The organism is Raineyella sp. W15-4, assembly GCF_033170155.1.
Lineage (GTDB): Bacteria > Actinomycetota > Actinomycetes > Propionibacteriales > Propionibacteriaceae > Raineyella.
In genome coordinates this window covers 2,050,384-2,067,954 of sequence record NZ_CP137079.1, presented here as the reverse complement: position 1 = coordinate 2,067,954, position 17,571 = coordinate 2,050,384, and the positions used below count along the sequence as shown (strand labels likewise).

General features: G+C 70.9%; 16 protein-coding genes and 1 pseudogene. 7 read left to right on the top strand and 10 right to left on the bottom strand.

What is annotated here, in order from left to right; all coding sequences use genetic code 11:
• Positions 1-99 precede the first annotated feature (99 nt).
• Positions 100-582 (top strand): DUF2550 domain-containing protein, encoded by a 483-nt coding sequence (locus R0145_RS09635; protein WP_317836608.1) that lies wholly within the window; start codon positions 100-102, stop codon positions 580-582.
• Here the strand turns inward: R0145_RS09635 and R0145_RS09630 are convergent.
• Entirely contained in the window at positions 579-1,268 is a 690-nt protein-coding gene (locus R0145_RS09630) for a cob(I)yrinic acid a,c-diamide adenosyltransferase (RefSeq protein ID WP_317836607.1), read from the bottom strand. The genes R0145_RS09635 and R0145_RS09630 overlap by 4 nt on opposite strands.
• Before the next feature lie 80 nt (positions 1,269-1,348).
• On the opposite strand from R0145_RS09630, the gene R0145_RS09625 reads away from it, so the two are divergent.
• Positions 1,349-2,083, top strand: coding sequence for a peptidylprolyl isomerase (locus R0145_RS09625; protein WP_317836606.1), 735 nt, complete (start codon positions 1,349-1,351; stop codon positions 2,081-2,083).
• Positions 2,084-2,108: 25 nt separating this feature from the next.
• Here R0145_RS09625 and R0145_RS09620 read toward each other — a convergent pair whose 3' ends face one another.
• The gene (locus R0145_RS09620) at positions 2,109-2,933 is read right to left on the bottom strand and encodes an alpha/beta fold hydrolase (protein ID WP_317836605.1); all 825 of its coding nucleotides are present in this window, start codon (positions 2,931-2,933) and stop codon (positions 2,109-2,111) included.
• A gap of 325 nt (positions 2,934-3,258) precedes the next feature.
• Here R0145_RS09620 and nucS point away from each other — a divergent pair, with 325 nt between their 5' ends.
• A complete protein-coding gene (gene nucS / locus R0145_RS09615) occupies positions 3,259-3,975 on the top strand; it encodes an endonuclease NucS (RefSeq protein ID WP_317836604.1) in 717 nt (238 codons plus the stop codon).
• A gap of 31 nt (positions 3,976-4,006) precedes the next feature.
• Here nucS and R0145_RS09610 read toward each other — a convergent pair whose 3' ends face one another.
• A complete protein-coding gene (locus R0145_RS09610) occupies positions 4,007-5,584 on the bottom strand; it encodes a DivIVA domain-containing protein (protein WP_317836603.1) in 1,578 nt (525 codons plus the stop codon).
• A 152-nt stretch (positions 5,585-5,736) separates the two neighbouring features.
• Entirely contained in the window at positions 5,737-6,231 is a 495-nt protein-coding gene (gene mce, locus R0145_RS09605; RefSeq protein WP_317836602.1) for a methylmalonyl-CoA epimerase, read from the bottom strand.
• 123 nt (positions 6,232-6,354) lie between these two features.
• Between mce and meaB the strand changes: the two genes are divergently transcribed.
• Positions 6,355-7,308: a methylmalonyl Co-A mutase-associated GTPase MeaB gene (gene meaB / locus R0145_RS09600; RefSeq protein WP_317836601.1), complete on the top strand. Its 954-nt coding sequence runs from the start codon at positions 6,355-6,357 to the stop codon at positions 7,306-7,308.
• Positions 7,309-7,376: 68 nt separating this feature from the next.
• Here the strand turns inward: meaB and R0145_RS09595 are convergent, their stop codons facing one another.
• Positions 7,377-7,628 (bottom strand): hypothetical protein, encoded by a 252-nt coding sequence (locus tag R0145_RS09595; protein ID WP_317836600.1) that lies wholly within the window; start codon positions 7,626-7,628, stop codon positions 7,377-7,379.
• 186 nt (positions 7,629-7,814) lie between these two features.
• Here R0145_RS09595 and R0145_RS09590 point away from each other — a divergent pair, with 186 nt between their 5' ends.
• Entirely contained in the window at positions 7,815-8,000 is a 186-nt protein-coding gene (locus R0145_RS09590; protein WP_317836599.1) for a hypothetical protein, read from the top strand.
• 13 nt (positions 8,001-8,013) lie between these two features.
• On the top strand, positions 8,014-8,568 hold the full coding sequence (locus tag R0145_RS09585) for a PH domain-containing protein (RefSeq protein ID WP_317836598.1): 555 nt from the start codon (positions 8,014-8,016) through the stop codon (positions 8,566-8,568).
• Between the two features lie 25 nt (positions 8,569-8,593).
• Here the strand turns inward: R0145_RS09585 and R0145_RS09580 are convergent, their stop codons facing one another.
• Together R0145_RS09580 and pgm are read right to left on the bottom strand one after the other, a co-directional pair.
• On the bottom strand, positions 8,594-9,655 hold the full coding sequence (locus R0145_RS09580; RefSeq protein ID WP_317836597.1) for a YihY/virulence factor BrkB family protein: 1,062 nt from the start codon (positions 9,653-9,655) through the stop codon (positions 8,594-8,596).
• A gap of 64 nt (positions 9,656-9,719) precedes the next feature.
• On the bottom strand, positions 9,720-11,357 hold the full coding sequence (gene pgm, locus R0145_RS09575; protein WP_317836596.1) for a phosphoglucomutase (alpha-D-glucose-1,6-bisphosphate-dependent): 1,638 nt from the start codon (positions 11,355-11,357) through the stop codon (positions 9,720-9,722).
• 124 nt (positions 11,358-11,481) lie between these two features.
• Here pgm and R0145_RS09570 point away from each other — a divergent pair, with 124 nt between their 5' ends.
• Positions 11,482-12,387 (top strand): tetratricopeptide repeat protein, encoded by a 906-nt coding sequence (locus R0145_RS09570; protein WP_317836595.1) that lies wholly within the window; start codon positions 11,482-11,484, stop codon positions 12,385-12,387.
• A 66-nt stretch (positions 12,388-12,453) separates the two neighbouring features.
• On the opposite strand, the gene glgB is transcribed toward R0145_RS09570, so the two are convergent.
• The 3 genes and pseudogenes from glgB to treS all read right to left on the bottom strand — a co-directional run.
• Positions 12,454-14,367, bottom strand: coding sequence for a 1,4-alpha-glucan branching protein GlgB (gene glgB / locus R0145_RS09565; RefSeq protein WP_317836594.1), 1,914 nt, complete (start codon positions 14,365-14,367; stop codon positions 12,454-12,456).
• 3 nt (positions 14,368-14,370) lie between these two features.
• Positions 14,371-15,780 (bottom strand): maltokinase N-terminal cap-like domain-containing protein, encoded by a 1,410-nt coding sequence (locus R0145_RS09560; protein ID WP_317836593.1) that lies wholly within the window; start codon positions 15,778-15,780, stop codon positions 14,371-14,373.
• A 163-nt stretch (positions 15,781-15,943) separates the two neighbouring features.
• A pseudogene (treS, locus tag R0145_RS09555) lies at positions 15,944-17,566 on the bottom strand (maltose alpha-D-glucosyltransferase); the annotation flags it as partial.
• Positions 17,567-17,571 lie beyond the last annotated feature (5 nt).

The window sequence follows — 17,571 nt, the reverse complement described above, 5'->3', positions numbered from 1 at the left end:
CCCGCCGGCCGGTCGGTGCGATCCGCTCGCCCCGGCCGGCGCGTGCTGGCGGCCAGTCCGCGAGTTCGGGATCGGCGTGGGCGTCAGTAGAATGTGCCCATGTTCCTGGCCATCCTCAAGTTCTGCCTCGTGGCGCTTGTCGTACTGGCCATCCCCGTCCTGCTCCTGCTTGTCCGCCGGATCTGGTTGGTCCGAGCGGTCGGCGCGTTCGACTGCAGCATGATTCTGGAATCTGCGACTCCGGGCACCCGCTGGGTGTCCGGAGTCTGTCGTTTCAAGGGCGAGGAGCTGTGGTGGTACCCCGATTTCGGCCTGTCCTTCGCCCCCCGGCTGCGGTTCCCCCGGGATCGTACGATCGCCCTGCCCAGCCGCGCCCTCGACGGCACCGAACCGTCCCCGGAGTTCGCCGACTACCGGGTCGTCCCGCTGAGCCGCAAGATCGGCGGCGGGACGGCCGTCTGGGACCTGGCGATGGCACCGCCGGCGGTGATGGCGGTGCTGAGCTGGCTGGAGGCGGCGCCGCCGGGGATGGGGCACCGCCGGCCACAGCTGCCACCCCCCGAGGTGACCTCCAGCCCCTAGCGGCCTTCTCCGGGACGTTCGTCCAGCGCGTTGGCGTGTTCGGTGATCCTGGCCCGGCGGCGCAGCGCCCGCTGGTCCTCGGGGAGACGCTCGCCCCCGGGGACCCAGAGGATGTCACCGGACTCGCCGTTGACCACCCGGGTGAGGATGAACAGCAGGTCGGACAGCCGGTTGAGGTAGGTGACGGCCAGCAGGTTGACCCCGCCGACCTGGTCCGCGTCGGTGGCCGGCTCGGTGCCGTACGCCGCCACCGCGGCCCAGGCACTGCGCTCGGCACGCCGGGCGACGGTCCGCGCCTGGTGCAGCTGGGCCGCGGCCGGCACACCGCCCGGGAGGATGAACGACGCCAGGGCGGGCAGCTGCTCGGTGAACTCGTCGCACCAGGCCTCCAGCCGGTCGATCGAGGCCTGCTCGATCCGCAGCGGGGGGTAGCGCGGATTCTCGGCCAGCGGGTTGGACAGGTCGGCCCCGACATCGAACAGTTCGTTCTGCACCAGCCGGAGCACCACGGCGACCGGCTCGGGCATGCCGTCGGTGGCCAGGGCCACCCCGATGATCGCATTCGTCTCGTCGACATCCCCATAGGCCATCACCCGCGGGTCCGTCTTGTCGGCCCAGGACATGTCGGACAGCCGGGTCCGTCCGGCGTCGCCGGTGCGGGTGTAGATGCGGTTGAGGTTGACCATGGAGCCAGCCTAGGGGATGGGCAGGATAGATTCCCGGGGGACCGTACGTGACGCGATGGCGCAGGGGAAAGGGTGGAGGGATGCTGACTCGGCTGTCCTGGAGGCTCGGGGTGGTCTCGGCGGTGACCGGGCTGCTCACCCTGTCGAGCGGCTGCGCCCCCTCGGCGGCGCCGGCCGCCGGCCCTTCGGCCGGACGCCCGGGTGCTGCCGCCTCGGTCACCGCGCCGAGCAGCGAGCCGGGTCAGGGCGGGGAGCACACCGTCGGCTGTGACTACCGCCGGGCCGGTGAGCCGGCCCGGCCGGTGGATCCCCCGCCGGCCACCGCACCGGCAACCGGTACGACGGCGGTGACCCTGTCGTTCGCCGTCGGCGACGTCACCATCACGGTGGACCGGGCCCAGGCGCCGTGCACGGTGAACAGCTTCGAGTCGCTGGCGACCCAGGGCTTCTACACCGGCACCCGGTGCCACCGGCTGGCGGACAACGGTCTGTTCATGCTGCAGTGCGGCGACCCCACCGGCACCGGGGGCGGCGGGCCGGGCTACACCTTCGCCGACGAGGTGGATCCGAAGGCCGACTACCCCGCCGGGACGGTGGCGATGGCCAACGCAGGCCCGGACACCAACGGCTCGCAGTTCTTCCTCGTCTACCAGGACTCCCCGCTGCCGGCCGCCTACACCGTCTTCGGCCACCTCGACGACGCCTCCACCGCGGTGGTCGGCAGGATCGCGGCGGAGGGTCAGGACGGCTCGTGGGGGGACGGCACCGGCCGGCCGAACAACCTCGCCGCGATCACCGCGGTACGCCTCGGCTGACCCGCCGACCCGATCGCCGGAGAGATCACCGCCGGGCGACCGGGGCCGCCGGGCGGCGCAGCACGAACCGCTCCACCGCGGCGGTGAACACGTCGCGCTGCTCAGCGTGCACCCAGTGTCCGGAGTCCTTGATGGTGACCTGGAGTGTGGCCGGGAAGTAGCGGCGCATGGTCGGGGCGTAGGCGGGCAGCACGTAGTCGCTGTCGGCGGCCTTGATCCACAGGGTGGGGCCGTCCCAGGAGCCCTCCACCCCCTCGGGCCAGCCGAGGACCTTGTCCAGCTCGGCCGCCAGCATGGTGATGTTCGGCTGCCAGTACCACGAGCGACCGTTGCGGGCGAGGTTCTGCAGCACCCACTGCCGGATCCCGTGGTCGGGCAGCAGCGGGCGCATGATGTCGGACGCGGTCTGCCGGTCGGGCAGCCGGTCGAGGTCGACGGCCCGGACCGCGGCGATGATGTCCTGGAACTGGCGATGGCCGGTGTAGGTCACCGGGGACATGTCGGCGACGACGAGCCGCTCGACCAGCTCGGGGTGGCGCAGCGCCACCAGCATGGAGATCTTGCCGCCCATCGAGTGCCCGACCAGGGTGACCGGTTCCCCCTCGACCTCGGTGGAATCGGCCAGCCACTCGGCCACGATGTCCGCGGTCTGCAGGTAGTCGAAGTGCTCGGTCCACAGCGACCGACCGTGGTTGGGCATGTCCAGCAGGATGGTCCGGGCGCCGTGCAGACCCATGTGCTTGGCGATCTGGGCGAAGTTGCGCCCCTGGCCGAGCAGGCCGTGGCAGAAGACCACGAGCGGGCCCTCCGCGCCGAAGCCGATGGAATAGAGGGCGGGGACGGTGCTCATGGACGGCGGCTCCAACAGGATGTGTGCCAGTGCCGGCGCTGGGACACGGCACTGTCGGCCCCGGGTCCGGGGTCGTGCGGCCAGACCACCAGGTGGGGTGTGCCGGGCCGGATCTCATGATCGCAGCCGGGGCACCGGTATGTCTTCACGGCGTTCTGCCCGGCCATCGTCCGGACCACCCAGCGTCCGTCCGTCTTGTGGTCCTCGCGTGCGTGACTGCTGCCCAGCGGCCGCGGCGCGCGCAGGTGCTTGCTCGGCCGCCGCTTCATGGTCCTCCCAGCACGCTCGGATGTTGCGGCCCAGCATAGTCAGGTAGCGTGAAGCGGTGCGTTTGGTGATTGCTCGCTGTCAGGTCGACTATTCGGGGGCGTTGACCGCCCATCTGCCGATGGCGAATCGGCTGATCATGATCAAGGCGGACGGCTCGGTGTCGGTGCATGCCGACGACCGGGCGTACAAGCCGCTGAACTGGATGAGTGCCCCCTGCACGATGACCGTCCGGCCGGCGGAGGAGGACGAGGCCGCGGTCACCGACGAGCTGGACGCCGAGATCACCGAGGTGTGGACCGTCCGGGGGACCGGCAAGGAGCCGTCCCGGCTGCAGATCGCCATCGCCGAGATCCTCCATGACACCGAGCACGAGCTGGGCGTCGATCCGGGCCTGCAGAAGGACGGCGTCGAGGCCCACCTCCAGGAGCTGCTGGCGGAGAACCCCGAGACCTTCGGGCCGGGCTGGTCGCTGGTCCGCCGAGAGTACCCCACCGCGATCGGGCCGGTCGACCTGCTGTGCAAGGACGCCGACGGGGCGTACGTCGCCGTCGAGGTCAAGCGGCGCGGCGAGATCGACGGGGTGGAGCAGCTCACCCGTTACCTGGAGCTGATGCGTCGTGATCCTCGGCTCGGTCAGGTCGCGGGCGTGTTCGCCGCCCAGCAGATCAAGCCGCAGGCCCGCGTCCTGGCCGAGGACCGCGGGATCAGCTGTGTCACGGTCGACTACGACGCGTTGCGCGGGATGGACCACTCCGAGGACCGGTTGTTCTGAGCCGGGCCGCCCGGTCCGCCGTCGGGCCGGCTCAGCGGGTGGTGTTCCCGTGCCCCGCCGATGCTCCCGAGGCGGGCGAGGCCGGCTCGGTGGGCGGGAGCGGACGGACCTGGGTGGGGGCGTCGTCCTCGGCCGGCCGGGCCGGCGCCGGGTTCTCGCCGGCCAGCCGCTCCGCCTCGGCCCGGTCCAGGACGATCGTCGCCTCGTCGGCCACCTCCGGCTCGTCGGCCTCCACCGGAAGCTCGATCACCGGGTCGCGGCCCAACTCGTCGAGGGCGCCGAACTCCATGTCGGGGAAGTCCTCGGCGGTGGTGCCGGCCAGCGCGGACAGGTTCGACAGCTGGGCCAGGATCGCGTGCTTGCGTTGGGTGAGCATGTCGGTCTCCCGGCGCAGCCGGCTCTGCCGCTCGGCCCACCGGTCGGCGACGGTCTGGTTGGCGGCCTCCGCCTCCTTGTGGGCCTGGTTGACCAGCTGCTGGCCCTCCCGGGCCGCCAGCACCTTGGTCTGCTCGGCCTCGGCCATCGCAGCGGTGCGCAGTCGCTGGGCCCGCTCGGTCTCCTCGGCGATCGAGGCAATCAGGGCCTCGTGGCGGGTCGTCGCGTCGGCGAGCATCCGCGATGTCTGCTCCTGCACCCGCTCCTTCTCCTGGATCAGCGCGGTGAGTGTCTTCTCCCGTTCCTCGGCGAGCTCGGTGCGGGTGGCCCGGACCTCCTCGGTCACCTCGTCGCGGAGCCGGCTGGCCTCGGTCCGCGCGGAATTCTGCAGCAGCGCCGACTCGGCCCGGGCCTCGTCGCGCAACGTGGTCGCCTCGGCCCGGGCCTCGGCCAGGATCGTGTCGGCCCGCTCGCTCGCCGCGGCGAGCGTGGTCCGTGCCTGCTCCTCGGCTGCCGCGGTGGTGGTCCGGGCGGTTTCCTCGGCCTGTGTCAGGGTCGTCCGGGCGCGTTCCTCGGCCGCCTCCATGGTCGCCCGGGCGGAGGCCTCCGCGGCGTCGCGGGTCTCCTGGGCGAGCCGCTGGGCCTCGGCCAGGATCGCCTTCGCCTCCACCTCCGCCCCGGAGCGCACCAGCTCCGCCTGCGCGTCGGCCTGACCGGTGACATCGGTGGAGTGCTGTCGGGCGGTGCCGACCAGGGCGTCGGCGTCGGCGCGGGTGGTGGCCAGGATCTGCTGGCTCTCGGCCTCCCACCGGTCGCGCAGCGCCCGGGACTCCGCCAGTGTGGTGGTCCGCAGGTCCTCGGCGTCCCGCTCGGCGTGGTTGCGGATGTCGGCCGCGTGCTGGCGGCTCTCGGCGAGGATCTGCTCGGCCTGGGAGTTCGCCCGGTCGGTGATCTCGCGGGCCTGGGCCTCGGCGGTCGAGAGCATCTGGGTGGCGTGCGTGCCGAGGTTGCTGAAGTCCATCTGGACCGGCTTGTCCAGCTCGGAGCGTTGCTGGTCCACCGTCCGGCGCAGGTCCCGCTGGAGTCGCTTGAGATCCGCGATCTGCGCCTCCAGGGAGCGGAGGTACTCGTCCACCGACGCCTTGTTGTAACCGCCCCAGGCGGCGGTGGGGAAGCTCCCCACCGCGCTGGCAGTCTCGTCGAAGAGGTCGAGTCCCTCGTTGTCCGCTGGCACTGGTGTCTCCTGTCCGTACGTGGGCGACTGGTCCCAGGCTACCCAGCCATGGGGACAAAACGACGAACCACCGCGCGGGCACCCGGAAGGCCGGTGCGGGGCGGTGGTTCGCCGGGGTGTCGGGCCGGGCCCGCCCGGCTGCCGGAGCCGGGTCAGGCGATGGGCAGGAAGCCCTCGGGATCCGCCGGGCGCTCGACGAGTTCCAGCAGCACGCCCCCGGTGCTCTTCGGGTGGCAGAAGTTGATCCGGGAGCCGTACGTGCCGTGCCGTGGGCCGTCGTAGAGCATCCGGACCCCGCGGGAGGTGAGGATCTCGGCGGCCTTCTCCACATCGGCGACGCGGTAGGCGACCTGCTGGATGCCGCCACGGCCACCGTTCTTGGCCAGCCACTTGCCGATCGTGGAGTCCTCGCTCAGCGGGGCCAGCAGCTGGATCTCGGCATCACGGTCGGTGAAGTCATGGCCGTTGGTGGCCAGCATGACCTCTTCGACACCCTGCTCCTCGTTCTTGCCGCGGAAGACCACGTGCCAGCCGAAGACCTCGGTGTGCAGCTTGATCGCCTCGTCCATGTCGGGGACCGCGTAGCCGACATGGTCGACGCACAGGAAGATGTCCTGGTTGTCGGATACAACAGATGACTCGCTCATGACTCCAGCTTTCCACAGTGCGGTGGTCCGCCCCACAGGGGGTCCCGAGCCCGCGGATCACGGGCGCACTAGGCTGGGAACGATCAGCCAACCTCCGTACGCGACACCGGAAGGACGTGCCCCGTGGCCCGTACCCAGCCCACCGTGCCCGAGCTCATCGCGGGGGCCCGCCAACGCAAGCCACGGGCGCTGGGCCGCCTGATCACGCTGATCGAGAACAACTCCCCGACGCTGCGACAGGCGATGGAGCTGATGGCCCCCGACACCGGTCACTGTCATATCGTCGGGATCACCGGCTCGCCCGGGGTCGGCAAGTCGACCAGCACCTCGGCCCTGGTGACGGAGCTGCGGGCCCGCGGCCAGCGGGTCGGGGTGCTTGCCGTCGACCCGTCCTCGCCGTTCTCCGGCGGGGCGGTGCTGGGGGACCGGATCCGGATGCAGAAGCACTCCCTCGACCCGGATGTCTACATCCGCTCGATGGCGACCCGGGGTCATCTGGGCGGGCTGTCCGCCGCAGCCCCCCAGGCGCTGCGGGTCTTCGACACCGCCGGCTTCGACACCGTGATCGTGGAGACCGTCGGGGTGGGGCAGTCGGAGGTGGAGATCACCCAGACCGCGGACACCGTGCTGGTGCTCAACGCCCCCGGGATGGGGGACGGGATCCAGGCGGCCAAGGCCGGCATCCTCGAGATCGCCGACATCTTCGTGGTCAACAAGGCGGACCATGACGGCACCCAGGCCCTGGTCCGGGAGCTGCGCAACATGGTGGCGTTGGCCCACCTCGGCCCCGACGACTGGAAGCCCCCGATCGTCCGGACGGTGGCCAGCCAGGGGGAGGGCATCGCCGACCTCGTGGACCAGATCCAGGCGCACCGGGACCATGCCCAGCAGACCGAGGCCTGGCAGGCACGTCGACTCGATCGGGCCCGCGCGGAGGTCGAGGCGTTGGCGCTCGGCAACGTACGCCAGCGGTTCCTCCGCCAGGGCCGGGCCCATTTCGATGCGATCGCGGCCGATGTCCGCGACGGGAAAACCGATCCGTACGCCGCGGCCGACGCGATCCTGGAGGATCTCTGACGGCACACCACACCGAGTCGGCTGCCGGAGCAGCACGTTCTCGGTGTGGGGATCAGCTGGTGGGGTGGTCAGCGGAACAGGTACCGGGCGACCTGGTCCAGGGTCATCCCCCCCTCGGAGGCGGTGAGGAGGCGGTTCGTCCGTACGACGTAGAGGAAGTACGGCGCGGCAAGGGTGGAGACGCAGGTCTTCGTCAGGCGGAGGCCCTGCTGGGTGGCCTCGAAGGAGAGGCGCTGCTCCACGAGACGGTCCCAGGCGCTGGGCGGGGGCGCCGGGCGATGCGTGCGGACATGTGGCCGGATCGGTGCTGTCAGAGTCATGGTGGTCACCCCCGTTCGGCGGACTCGAGGCGATGAGCGTGTGCCACGTCTGTGCGTTGATCAAAATGTTACCAGCGACTTCGGTGGCCTATAAGCCCCCCACCGCTGTGAATTGCCTCATTCTACACCGGGTCGGCGTGTTGCTCCCGAGGTGACGTTGCCGTGGGGTAGACATAGGGACGGTCCATGTCCTCGTCCCGATCGGAGGTCGACGTGCTGAATTGGGTGAGGAAGGCCCTGCTGGTCCTGGTCATCGCGTTCGCCGTCTTCTACCTGTTCACCAACCCCCAGGGGGCGGCCTCTGCCGTCCGGGGGTTCTTCGGCCTGTTCGCCTCCATCGGCACCTTCTTCACCGCGCTGACCCGCGGGTGAGCCGGGGCCTGCGATGAGCCGCGGGCGGTTCCTGGACCACGTGCTCGATCCGTACATCGACGATCACCTGATCGCGGACGAGGGTGAGGTCGTCATCGACGAGGTGATGCACCACTGGGTGGTGATGGTGAAACCGGTGCTGATCGTCCTGCTGGGCGTGGTGATCATCCTGGTGATGCCCTTCGTGGGCGAGCTGTGGTGGTTCGTCCTCGCCGTCGGGCTGGTCCCGGTGACGTACGGGCTCTATCGCATCCAGGTCGAGTTCATGGACCGCTTCGTGATCACGAACATGCGGGTGTTCCGGGTCCACGGGGTCTTCAACCAGCAGCTCGCCACCGTCCCGATGTCGCGGATCCTCGACATCAGCGTGCACAAGCCGCTGCTCGGCCGGGTGCTCGGGTACGGGCACTTCACCTTCGAGTCGGCGGCCCAGGACCAGGGGCTGCGCGACATCCGTTATGTCGGCCGCCCCGACGAGCGCGACCTGACCATCCAGCGGGTGATCCAGCGGTCCGGCCTGCGCAAGGATTTCAAGGTCGCGATCGTCGACGAGGACGACGGCACCTGATCGATCCCGGCCGACCGTGCCCGGCTCAGCGCCGGCCGGCCGTCCGGTGCCGCCGGCCCTCGAGCACCAGACTGCGCCGCCGGGCCGAGAAGGCGGACGACCGCCGGGTGTCGATCGGCGGGGTCAACTGGTCGTCCTCCGCCGGCAGTCCCGCGGCCAGCCGCCGGGCCCGGGCCAGCTCGGCGTTCAGCACCCCGCCGATGATCAGCGCCAGGTTGCAGACCCACAGCCACATCAGCAGCACGATGATCCCCGACAGTGTGCCGTAGTTGAGGTCGAGCCGGACGTACGCCCGGGCCGCGTACACCGTGAGGACCCAGGACGCGACGGCACCCAGCCCGACCGCGACGACCGCACCCGGGACCAGCCAGCGGGTGCCCTCGTGGCGGACGTTGGGGGCGGTGCGGTAGACGGTCATCGCGGCGAACAGCGAGACGACGACCAGCGCGGGCCAGCGCAGGGCGTTCCAGACCCGCAGCAGCGTGCCGGGGATGCCCAGCAGGACGCCGACCGCTCCGACCGCCGCCGGCCCGGCGATCAGCAGCACGGCAGCCAGCGCCGCGGCCACCACCAGCGCCAGCGTGGTGAGGTACTGCAGCGGCGGCAGCACCAGCAGGCGCCGGCCCTCCATCACCTCGTAGACCCGGTTGAGCATCCGGGCCAGCGCACCCAGATAGAGGCTCGCCGTCGTCACCGTGAAGAGGACCACGACGACCAGGGTGACCGGCGGGAGCCCGGAGTCGGCGAAACCGCGCAGTGGCCCGGCGAGGGCGTTCGCGACGCCGGCCGGCGCCACCGCGGTCAGCACGTAGAGGATGAGGTCCACGGTCCGCTCGTCCATGCCGACGAAGCTGACCAGATCGACCACCACCATGAACGCCGGGACGAGGGCGAGCACCGCGTAGAAGGTCAGTGCGGCGGCCAGGTCGACGCACTGCAGCCGCAGCACGCCGTCGACCGAGCGGCGGACGGCGTACCACCACAGGTGGCCGTGGAGATCGCCCCAGGTCCGGGGCAGCGGGTCATGGGCCGGCAGGCCGCCACGGCGGCCGGGCCCGACAGGCCCCGCGCCGGGCATGTGCACCATGGCTCAGTTCCTACCACGAGTGCCTGTGCCGGCGCGATCGACCCACCGGCCCGGCCGTTCCGGGTCAGGCCGACAGCACGGCGGAGACCAGCGCCTGGGCCTCCTGCTGGACCTGCGCCAGGTGTTCGGCGCCGAGCATCGACTCGGCGTAGATCTTGTACTTGTCCTCGGTGCCCGACGGGCGGGCGGCGAACCAGGCGTGCTCGGTGGTGACCTTGAGCCCGCCGATCGGTGCGCCGTTGCCGGGGGCCGCGGTGAGGATGGCGGTGATCGGCTCGCCGGCGAGGGTGTCCGCGGTGACGTCGGCCGGGCTGAGCGCCTTGAGCCGGGCCTTCTGCTCCCGGGTGGCGTCGGCGTCGGTCCGGGCGTAGTACGGCCGGCCGTGCTCGGCGACCAGGTCCTCGTAGAGCTGGGAGGGGGTCCGCCCGGTGACCGCGAGGATCTCGGCGGCGAGCAGGTCGAGCAGGATGCCGTCCTTGTCGGTGGTCCAGGTGCTGCCGTCCCGGGTGAGGAAGGAGGCACCGGCGGACTCCTCGCCGCCGAAGCCCACCGAACCGTCGCTCAGCCCGGGCACGAACCATTTGAAGCCGACCGGGACCTCGACCAGCGTACGACCGATGTCCTCGGCGACCCGGTCGATCATCGACGAGGACACCAGCGTCTTGCCGATCCCGCAGTCGGCGGGCCAGTCGGGGCGGTGGGTGTAGAGGTACTGGATGGCCACCGACAGGTAGGCGTTGGGGTTCATCAGGCCCGCGTCGGGGGTGACGATGCCGTGCCGGTCGGAGTCCGCGTCGTTGCCGGTGGAAAGGTCGAACCGGTCCCGGTTGCGGATCAGCGAGGCCATCGCGTTCGGGGAGGAGCAGTCCATCCGGATCTTGCCGTCGGTGTCCAGCGTCATGAACCGCCAGGTCGGGTCGACCACCGGGTTGACCACGGTGAGGTCGAGACCGAGGTGCTCGGCGATGTACTGCCAGTACTGCACCGAGGCGCCGCCCATCGGGTCAGCCCCGATCCGGACCCCGGCGGCCCGGATCGCGTCCAGGTCGATGATGTTCGCCAGGTCCTGGCAGTACGGGGTGCGGTAGTCGTACCGGGTGACCTGAGCGGCCGCCTGCTCGTACGGGATCCGCTGGATCGGCGAGGGATCGGCGATCAGGGCGTTGGCCCGCGCGGCGATCACGGAGGTCGCGTCGGTGTCGGCGGGGCCGCCGTGCGGCGGGTTGTACTTGAAGCCGCCATCCCGCGGCGGGTTGTGCGAGGGAGTGACCACGATGCCATCGGCCGGCGGCTCGGCCGGCGCCTTGTCCCGGTTGTGCACCACGATCGCGCGGGACAGCGCCGGGGTCGGGGTGTACTCGTCCTCCTGCTCGGCGCGGACGTCCACACCGTTGGCGACCAGGACCTCGATCGCGGTCTTCCAGGCGGGCAGCGAGAGGGCGTGGGTGTCCTTGCCGAGGTAGAGCGGGCCGACGAACCCCTGGGCGGTGCGGTACTCGACGATCGCCTGGGTGATCGCGGCGATGTGGGCGTCGTTGAACGCCCCGTCGAGACTCGAACCACGATGCCCCGAGGTCCCGAAGACGACCTGCTGATCAGGGTTCGTCGGATCGGGAACGATGCTGTGGTAGGCGGACAGGACGTCGTCGACGTTGATGAGATCTTCCGGGAGGGCCGGCTGACCAGCGCGTGCGTGAGCCATGGGTTCATCATGCCCCTAGTAGGCTGGGCGCGGCAGGCGACTCCCGGACCCGATCGGCCGGGACGGCACAGCCGGACGGCGCAGGACGCGACAGGCAGTGGACGACGAGGAGAACCGAGCAGCGATGACCAATTCCACCTTCAACCGACCCGGTGCCGTGGACCTGTCCGCCCTCACCCAGCGTCCGGCCGGCGCCGGTCGCCGGGGGACCCGGAACTCCTGGGTCGTGGAGGTCGACGAGTCGACCCTCGAGGCGACGGTCCGGCGGTCGCTGCAGTATCCGGTGGTGCTCGAACTGACCTCGCCCCGGGCCCAGGGCGCCGACCAGCTGGCGGCCGATCTCGCCGGTCTGGTGAACGCCGCCGAGGGTCGCTGGCTGCTGGCCCGGGTCGACTGCGACGCCCACCCGCAGATCGCCGCGGCCCTGCAGATCCAGGCAGTGCCGACCGTGCTGGGGCTGCTCGCCGGCCAGGCCGTGCCGCTCTTCCAGGGCGTCCTGCCGCATGACGACATCGCCGCGGTGATCGATCAGCTGCTCCAGGCGGCGCTGGCGAACGGGATCGCCGGGCACGCCGAGCCGATCGCGGTCCCGGATGATCCGGAGACGGAGCCGGTGCGCGACCCCCGCTACGCGGCGGCCGACGAGGCAGTGGCCCGGGGCGACTTCGCGGCCGCCGAGGAGGCGTTCGACGCGCTGTTGCGGGCCAACCCGGCCGATGCAGAGGCTCGGATCGGCAAGGCCCAGGCAGGTCTGTGGGCGCGCGCCGGCCGGGTCGACCCGGCCGGCATCGAGGCCCGACTGGCCGCGGATCCGGCCGATACCGCCGCGGTGCTGGACGCCGCCGACCTGGCGATGGTGCAGGGTCGTGCGGGCGAGGCGTTCGCGCTGATCATCCGGCTGATCCGGAGCACCGCGGGCGACGACCGGGAGCCGCTGCGGCGCCGGCTGCTCGACCTGTTCGAGACCCTGGATCCGGCGGACCCGGCACTGGCGAAGGCCCGCCGCGACCTGGCCAACGCACTGTTCTGAGCCCGCCGAGGGCGGATCGGGGCCGTCCACTGCGCGGTGGACGGCCCCCCTTCGGTGTCGTCGGGCTCAGCCCGCGATGACGTTCTCCGCCCGGTGCGTGAACCACACCGCGCCGAGCGGCGGGACGACGACCGTGGCGCTCTGCCGCAGCCCGTTGTTGGAGATCTCCTCGGTGTGGATCTCGCCGAGGTTGCCCCATTCCCCGGTCCCGTCGTACGCCGGGGCGTCGGTGTTGAGCACCTCGGTCCAGGCCCCCGGCAGCGGCAGCCCGATCCGGTAGTTGGTGTGCGGCACCGGCGAGAAGTTGATCACCGCCGCCAGGGCGTTCCCGCCGCGATCGAACCGGAGGAAGCTGAATACGTTGGCCGACGCGTCGTCGGCGTTGATCCAGCGGAAGCCGGCCGGGTCCTGGTCGAGTTCCCACAGTGCCGGGGTGGCCTGGTAGGCGGCGTTGAGGTCCTTGATCAGCTGCTGCAGGCCGTGGTGGCCCCAATGCGGCTGGGCCAGCCAGTCGACACCCTGCTTGTCGTTGAACTCGCTGCGCTGGCCGATCTCGCAGCCCTGGAAGATCAGCTGCTTGCCGGGGTGGGCCCACATGAAGGAGTAGTAGGCGCGTAGGGTGGCGAACTTCTGCCAGTCGTCGCCCGGGATCTTGCCGAACATCGAGCCCTTGCCGTGCACCACCTCGTCGTGGCTGATCGGCAGGACGAAATTCTCCGAGTACTGGTAGACCATCGCGAAGGTCATGTTGTTGTGGTGGTACTGGCGATGGATCGGCTCGTGCTCGATGTAGCGCAGGGTGTCGTTCATCCAGCCCATGTTCCACTTGAACCCGAAGCCCAGACCGCCCTGGTCGACCGGCTTGGTGATCCCCGGGAAGGAGGTCGACTCCTCGGCGATCATCACGCAGCCGGGCTGACGCTCGTACAGATGCCGGTTGACGTAGCGCAGGAAGTCGATCGCGTCGAGGTTCTCGTTGCCGCCGTACTGGTTGGGCACCCACTGCCCGTCCTCGCGGGAGTAGTCCAGGTAGAGCATCGAGGCGACCGCGTCGACGCGCAGGCCGTCGACGTGGAACTCGCTCAGCCAGTAGAGGGCGTTGGAGACCAGGAAGCTCTTCACCTCGTTGCGGCCGAAGTTGAAGATGTAGGTGCCCCAGTCGGGGTGCTCGCCCAGCCGCGGGTCGGCGTGCTCGTAGAGCGCGGTGCCGTCGAACCGGCCCAGCGCCCACTCGTCCTTGGGGAAGTGGCCGGGCACCCAGTCCATGATCACGCCGATGCCGGCCTGGTGCAGCCGGTCGATCAGGAAGCGCAGGTCGTCGGGGGTGCCGAACTTCGACATCGGGGCGAAGTAGCCGGTGACCTGGTAGCCCCACGATCCGGAGAACGGGTGCTGGGCGACGGGCATGAACTCGACGTGGGTGAAGCCCTGCCACTTGACGTACTCGACCAGGTCCTCCGCCAGCTCCTGGTACGTCTTGCCGGGCTTCCAGGAGCCGAGGTGCACCTCGTAGACGCTCATCGGGGAGCGCCACAGCTCGGTCGCCGGCCGGTGTTCCATCCAGCCCTGGTCGTGCCAGGGGTAGTTGTCGACCGTGACGATGGAGGCGGTGTTCGGCGGGCCCTCGGCCTTGCGGGCCATCGGATCGGCCTTCTCGTGCCACTGGCCGTCGGCACCGAGGATCCGGAACTTGTACAGCGCACCCTCCCCGATGCCCTCCACGAAGGCACCCCAGCAGCCGGACCCGGGGATCAGCTTCATCGTGTTCGCGCCGGCCTGCCAGTGGTTCCAGTCACCGATGAGCTGGACCTCCTGCGCGTTCGGCGCCCAGACGGCGAACCGGGTGCCGTGCAGCGTGCCGCGCTCGTCGTCCTCGACGGTGCAGAGGTGGGCTCCGAGGCGGCGCCACACCTCGGTGTCGCCGCCCTGATGGAACCCCTCCAGGTCCCACCCCGTCAGCCCTCCAAAGTAATCGTGCATGACCTACTTCTCCTCAGGGTTCGGTGACTGCCCGCCGCTCGGGTCGGACGACGGTGAGGCGAGCTCAGCAACCGCCGCGAGTGGGATTGCCACCCAGTCGGGACGGTTGCGGACCTCGTAGACGACTTCGTAGACGGCCTTGTCCGCTTCGTACGCCCGCAAGACTGCCAGATCGGACGCGGTCGGGGGGCCGGAGCAGTAGCCGGACAGGAAACCGGTACGGCATCGTTGCCGACAGGCCAGCGCCGGGGCCCGGTCGGTGGCCTCGCCGGGTCGGCGGGCCGCGGCGGCGTAGTCGAAGGAACGGAGCATGCCGGCGACGTCGCGCCAGGGGGAGTCCGGCGCCCACCGCTCGGCCAGCGTCTTCAGCGGCTCCCCCTCGAAGTCGATCACCCGCCAGCCGTCCGGCGTCCGGAGCACCTGGCCGAGGTGGAAGTCGCCATGCACGTGCTGGGCGGGGACGGTCCGGCCGGCCAGGGCGGCGAAGGCAGCCCGCAGGGCGGGGGCGTACGGTGTCAGTGCCGGGGCGGCCCGCTCCGCGGTGTCGAGACGTGCGGCCATCGCGGTGGCGACCGTCCCCCCGGCCAGCTCCACGGTCGGGAACCGTCGGGCCAGGCCGTCGTGGACCAGCCGCAGCGTACGTCCCAGTGCCTCGGCCTCGCCCGCGAAGTCCTCCCCGGCCGCGCAGGCGTCGAGGGCGAGCTGCCAGCCGTCGCGGGCGTCGCGGAAGCGCTCGGTGAGCATCGCCAGGTCAGCGCCGAGCACCTCGGTGCCGTCGCTCCACCGGGCCTCGGACCAGCCGTACAGCACCGCGGTGCCGCCGGCGGCCTCGTGGCCCAGCGCCTCGTGCACGGCGATGTCGAGGTTGTGGCCGATCTCCAGGCGGCGGAAGACCTTGAGGATCAGCGCGTCGCCGTAGAAGACCGAGCTGTTGGACTGCTCGCCGGTGAACGGCCGCGGGGTGAGGTCGGCGTCGGGCAGTGGGACCAGCAGGTGGTGGTGGATCGCTCCCGCGCTGGCCGGGTGCGGGTCGGGAGGTGTGCCGAGCGCGGTCAGTACGGCCGTCATCGCCTCGGCGTCGCGGGTGGCGTCGGCGACCTCGACCACCTCGGTCGTGCCGGTCACCGACGCGTCGCGACAGCGGCCGTACCACCCCGGCGGGACGGCCGGACCGGGACGACGGACGGCGAGCAGGAACTGGTAGGTGTGCGTGGCGACCGGGTGGACGTCGTCGTGCGCGACGGTCACCAGCACCGCCCGGACCCCGGCCAGACCACCGGGCGCAGGATCGGCCCGGTGCACGGTCCACGGCAGTGGGACGACCCGGACCAGCCGCAGCGGCCGGCCCTTCCCGGCGAACCACCGCGACCCGGCCAGCACCCGGACGGCGAGCTCAGCGAACTCCTCGGCCACGTCCCACCTCCTCGACGCTGCGCCCGTCGTGGGCCCGGTGGGTCCGTGGCCGGCCCGCCTCGGCCCATCCCGGGGTCCCCTCATCATCGGCGCGGTGCGCCGGCCCCGCGGCCGGTTCCGGATGTGTTCCCGGCGACATCACCGTGGCGGCCTCCTCCAGCACCAGCCAGGAGAAGCCGTGACCGGGCAGCTGCAGGGTGTAGGGCTCCGCGCCGATCGGCGGGTGGAACTCGTCGCGGGCCAGCCGTCGCGGCGTACGCCCCCGGAAGGCGGACAGGTCGAGGGTGACCTGCTGCGGTTCGGCGGAGAGGTTGTTCAGGCACAGCACCGTCTCGCTGTCGTCGTGGCGCAGGAAGGCGAAGACCGCGGTGTTCTCCCCGCCCAGGTCGGTGAAGTCGCCGGTGCCGAACACCGGGTGGGCGCGCCGGATCACCAGCATCGCGCGCACCCACTGCAGCAGTGAGCCGGGATCCATCATCTGGGCCTCGACGTTGACCATCGACCGGTCGTACTCGGGGTCGACGATCAGCGGCAGGTAGAGCTCGGCCTCCGCCGCGGTCGAGAAGCCTGCGCCGGGGGCGTCCCGCCACTGCATCGGGGTCCGTACCCCGTCGCGGTCGTGCAGCCAGATGTTGTCGCCCATGCCGATCTCGTCGCCGTAGTAGAGGCAGGGGGAGCCGGGCAGCGCCAGCAGCAGGGCGTGCAGCAGCCGGACCCGGGCGTGGTCACCGTCGACCAGCGGCGCCAGCCGGCGCCGGATGCCGATGTTGCAGCGCATCCGCGGGTCGGGGGCGTACTCGGCCCACATGTACTCGCGGTCCTCGGCGGAGACCATCTCGAGGGTGAGCTCGTCGTGGTTGCGCAGGAAGGTGCCCCACTGGCAGCCCGCCGGGATGGCCGGGGTATCGGCGAGGATGTCGGAGATGCAGGTCCGGTCGGCCTGCCGCAGGCCCATGAACAGCCGGGGCATCACCGGGAAGTGGAAGGCCATCTGGCACTCGTCCCCGTCGCCGAAGTACTCGACCACGTCGTGCGGCCACTGGTTCGCCTCGCACAGCAGTAGCGTCCCCGGGTAGTGGTCGTCCAGCTCCTTGCGGACCGCCTTGAGGATGGTGTGGGTGCCGGGCAGGTTCTCGCAGTCGGTGCCGTCGGTCTCGACCAGGTAGGGCACCGCGTCGAGCCGGAACCCGTCGATGCCCAGGTCGGCCCAGAACCGCAGCGCGGAGAGCATCTCGTCGAGCACCCGGGGGTTCTCGTAGTTGAGGTCCGGCTGGTGGCTGTAGAACCGGTGCCAGAAGTACTGTCCGCGCACCTCGTCGTAGCTCCAGTTGGACTCCTCGGTGTCGACGAAGATGATCCGGGCGTCGAGATACTCCTCCGGCTCGTCGCGCCAGACGTAGTAGTCGCCGTACGGGCCGTCCGGGTCGCGGCGGGACTCCTGGAACCACGGGTGGGCGGCGGAAGTGTGGTTCATCACGAAGTCGATGATGATCCGGATGCCCCGCTCATGGGCTCTCGCGATGAAGCCGCGGAAGTCCTCCAGGGTGCCGAGCTCCGGCATCACGTCGCGGTAGTCCTGGATGTCGTACCCGCCGTCGGCCAGCGGCGACGGGAAGAACGGCGGCAGCCACAGGCAGTCGACCCCCAGCCACTGGAGGTAGTCGAGGCGCTCCGCGAGTCCGGCCAGATCACCGATCCCGTCCTGGTCGGAGTCGGAGAAATTCCGGATCATCACCTCGTAGAACACAGCGGTACGGAACCACTGCGTGTCGGCCGCCGCCGTCATGGTGG